Source organism: Actinoplanes sp. NPDC051633 (genome assembly GCF_040681735.1).
Taxonomy (GTDB): Bacteria; Actinomycetota; Actinomycetes; order Mycobacteriales; family Micromonosporaceae; genus Actinoplanes.
Genome location: NZ_JBFAZH010000948.1, coordinates 1 through 3051, shown reverse-complemented (window position 1 = coordinate 3051; position 3051 = coordinate 1). Strand labels below are relative to the sequence as shown.

The following is a 3051-nucleotide window of genomic DNA, read 5'->3' as shown; positions in this document are numbered from 1 at the left end:
GGTCCTCGGCCGCACGCCGGCGCGCGTTGTAGTACTCGAAGATCGCGCACGACTCGTGGGCGGCGGACAAGCCTGCGGCGTCCCCGGCGGCCCGCCACAGCGGGAAGGTGACGGTGACACTGCCGATCGCCGACTCCAGCCGGCTCGTCATGTACTGCTCGTAGGCCAGCATGTGCAGCCGCCGGGCCCGCTCGCCGGGCGAGCCGCCGTCCAGGTGCGCCAGCCCGATCTGCAGGAACGCCACGGCCTCGGTGTGCGCGCCGGCCTGCGCGGCCTGATCCGCCGCGTCCTGCGCGTGCCGCGCGGCCCGGCGGGCGTCCGCGGCGGCGACCGCGTGGTGGGTGAGCACGGCCGGATCGCGCGGCTCGACGGTCTCCAGCGCGTCGAGCAGCCGGGCGTGCAGGTGCGCCGCGCCGCCGGCGGGGATCGTGCTCTCCACGGCGAGCCGGGCCAGCTCATGGCGGAAGACGAGCCCACGCAGGTTGCGCAGGAGCAGCCCGGTGTCGTGCAGCCGGCGCAGCGTCGGCAGGTCGACCCCGAGCGCCGGCAGCACGCGGTCGTCCAGCCGGTCCGGCGCGGCGGCCGCGAGCTGCAACACCTCGAAGTCCCCGGGCCCGACGCCGGCGGTCCGCGCCAGCACGGCATCCCGCACCGTCTCGGGCAGCGGCCGCCTGGGCTCCTTGGCGACCTCCGCCACGAAGAACGGGTTCCCGCCGGTGACCGCGTGCACCCGGGCGGCGTCGTCGCGGCCACCCCCGGTCTCGCGGCCGGCCGCCCGGCCGATCAGGTCGGCGACGCCGGCGACGGTGAGCGGCGCGAGGCGGATCGTCGTGACGTGGTCCAGGGCGGCGAAATCTCCCAGCAGCGGGCGGGCCGAGTGTCGCGGGCCGATCTCGTCGTTGCGATACGTGACGATCAGCGCGCACGCCATCGTCTCCAGCCGGCGGACCAGGAAGCGCAGCATGTCGGCCGACGCCTCGTCGATCCAGTGCAGGTCCTCGACCACGAGCACGGTCGGGCGCTCCCGCAACGCCGAGTAGACATTCTCCGGGTCGGCCGGGCCCAGCTCCGCGGCCAGGTCGCGGAAGGGGCCGAGCGGCCGGGGCGTGGCGAGCGGGTCGCAGCCACTGCGCAGGACCCGCAGGCCGGTCGCCCCGGCGACCGCCGACTCGACGAGGGCGGTCTTGCCCGCCCCCGGCTCACCGGTGACCGCGACGCCGGCCCCCGACCCGGTGGCCGCGCCGGCGAGCGTACGGGACAGGGCCTCGATCTCCCCGTCCCGCTCGACGAGCCTCATGAGCTGTGACTTTAGACGCTCTCCGCCGCGCTGTGCGGACCGAATTCGCCGGCGACCGGCGACACGACATCCGCCGGAAACCCGCCGCGGCGGGCGTGTTCGAGGATCGTCTCGGCGTCCTCGGCCTCGTGCACGCAGTAGATCTTGTCGCCGGCCACGAAGCTGTTGACCCACACGTACGGGACGCCCAGGGAGTCGACCGCCGAGTTGGAGGTCTTCGCGATCTCGGCGAGTTGCTCCGCGCTGAGGTCGGCCGCGCCCTCGATGTTCCGCTCGATCATGAAACGCTGCATTGTCCTGCTCCTTCACTCGCCCCCGGCCTCGTGCCGGGGTGCTGGTGAAGACTCTCGCCGAGCCACTCCCCAGCGACATCGGGAGCCGTTACCCATGTATCACCAGGTGTGGGCGCGGAACCAGGAGCGGGCGGCGCGGGTGTTCAGCAGCAGGATGTAGAGGGCGGGGAAGACGGCGCCCGCGAAGACGGTGGGGTCCTGCTGGGCCACGAAGGCCAGCACGCTGGTGCCGACGCTCAGCGTGCAGAGGATCAGGGTCAGCACCCGGGCCCACTGGCGACCGCGCTGCAGCTTGCGGGCGAAGATCAGCACGATCAGCGCGACGAGGGCGAGCCCGCCGGCCAGGACGGCGGCGACGATCCGCGCATCCTCGGGCCGGATCAGGTCCTGGCTGGTGGGGAGCCGGGCGCCCTGGGTCAGCGCCGCGACGCCGAACGCGGCGGCCGCGAGCAGCGTCAGCAGGCCGCCGAGGTAGTGGAAGATCGCCACGATGTGCACGCTCGGCGGGGCCGACTGGCGCGGCGTGTGTCCGTAGCCCATCGGGGCGGGGTAGGCGGCGTACTGGGGCTGGGCGGCGTACTGGGGCTGGGGGGCGTACTGGGGCTGGGGGACGTATCCGTACGACATGCGGTTGAGCCTGGCGGACGCTCCCGGCCGCCGAATCCCGGAAAGATGCCAACCGCCTCGCGAGCTCCTACCCGTCACCTCCGACCGGGCATGACCCGTTGTGCTGGTGATGGCGCGAAGCTTGGAGATTCCGTTGAGTGACAACCTGATCGACGACCGCGTTCAACGCCTGCTCGCGGCGGTCTCGTCAGACGGCAAGACCTCGGAGAACCCGATGGTCGTGCCCGGCACGCGTAAGCCCGATCAGGCGCTGCAGGTGCTGACCATGGCCCAGCGGACGGCGGAGCAGCACGTCGCCGACGCCAACCGCGACGCCGAGAAGATCCGGGCCGCCGCCCAGTCCGACGCCGACGTGGTCGCGCAGAAGGCGAAGGATCACGCGGACAAGGTCCGGGCCGACGCCGCCCGCATCATGGCCGAGGCCCGGGCGGCGAGCCAGCAGGCGTCCCGGGACGCCGAGCGGGCGAAGGCCGACGCCCGGCGCGAAGCCGACATGATCGTGGCCGAGGCCCGGTCGGAGTCGGAACGGATCACCGGCGCGGCGCAGGACGACGCCGAGCAGCTCCGCCTGCAGGCGCAGCGCCGGTACGACGACTTCGTCGGCGGGCTGACCGCGAAACGGGAAGGCCTGCAGCAGCAGATCGAGGCGCTCGAGCAGTTCGACCGCGAGTACCGCGCCCGGCTCATGTCGTTCATGCAGGCCCAGCTGCGCGCCCTGTGGGTGGACCAGCCGGAGGTCGAGGAGGCCGTCCTCGAGGAGGCCGCCGAGGAGAAGGAGTAACCGTCAGCGGCGCTGCGTCTCCAGGTAGCGCAGCACGGCGGTGACCCGCCGGT

General features: G+C 73.3%; 4 protein-coding genes. 1 reads left to right on the top strand and 3 read right to left on the bottom strand.

Translation table 11 applies throughout. The features are described 5' to 3' along the window. From AB0M20_RS34975 to AB0M20_RS34965, 3 genes are all read right to left on the bottom strand, one after another. A partial coding sequence (locus tag AB0M20_RS34975) for an AAA family ATPase (RefSeq protein ID WP_364304717.1) occupies positions 1-1297 on the bottom strand: 1297 nt, incomplete at its 3' end. A gap of 11 nt (positions 1298-1308) precedes the next feature. After that, on the bottom strand, positions 1309-1590 hold the full coding sequence (locus AB0M20_RS34970; protein WP_364304715.1) for a DUF4242 domain-containing protein: 282 nt from the start codon (positions 1588-1590) through the stop codon (positions 1309-1311). A gap of 99 nt (positions 1591-1689) precedes the next feature. Further along, the gene (locus AB0M20_RS34965) at positions 1690-2217 is read right to left on the bottom strand and encodes a hypothetical protein (protein WP_364304713.1); all 528 of its coding nucleotides are present in this window, start codon (positions 2215-2217) and stop codon (positions 1690-1692) included. Positions 2218-2350: 133 nt separating this feature from the next. On the opposite strand from AB0M20_RS34965, the gene AB0M20_RS34960 reads away from it, so the two are divergent. Next, positions 2351-2998, top strand: coding sequence for a hypothetical protein (locus AB0M20_RS34960; protein WP_364304711.1), 648 nt, complete (start codon positions 2351-2353; stop codon positions 2996-2998). Positions 2999-3051 lie beyond the last annotated feature (53 nt).

What these genes read in the sequence shown, in the direction of transcription:
- AB0M20_RS34970 (WP_364304715.1), bottom strand. Translation starts at nt 1,590, where the DNA reads ATGCAGCGTTTCATGATCGAGCGGAACATCGAGGGCGCGGCCGACCTC.
- AB0M20_RS34965 (WP_364304713.1), bottom strand. Translation starts at nt 2,217, where the DNA reads ATGTCGTACGGATACGTCCCCCAGCCCCAGTACGCCCCCCAGCCCCAG.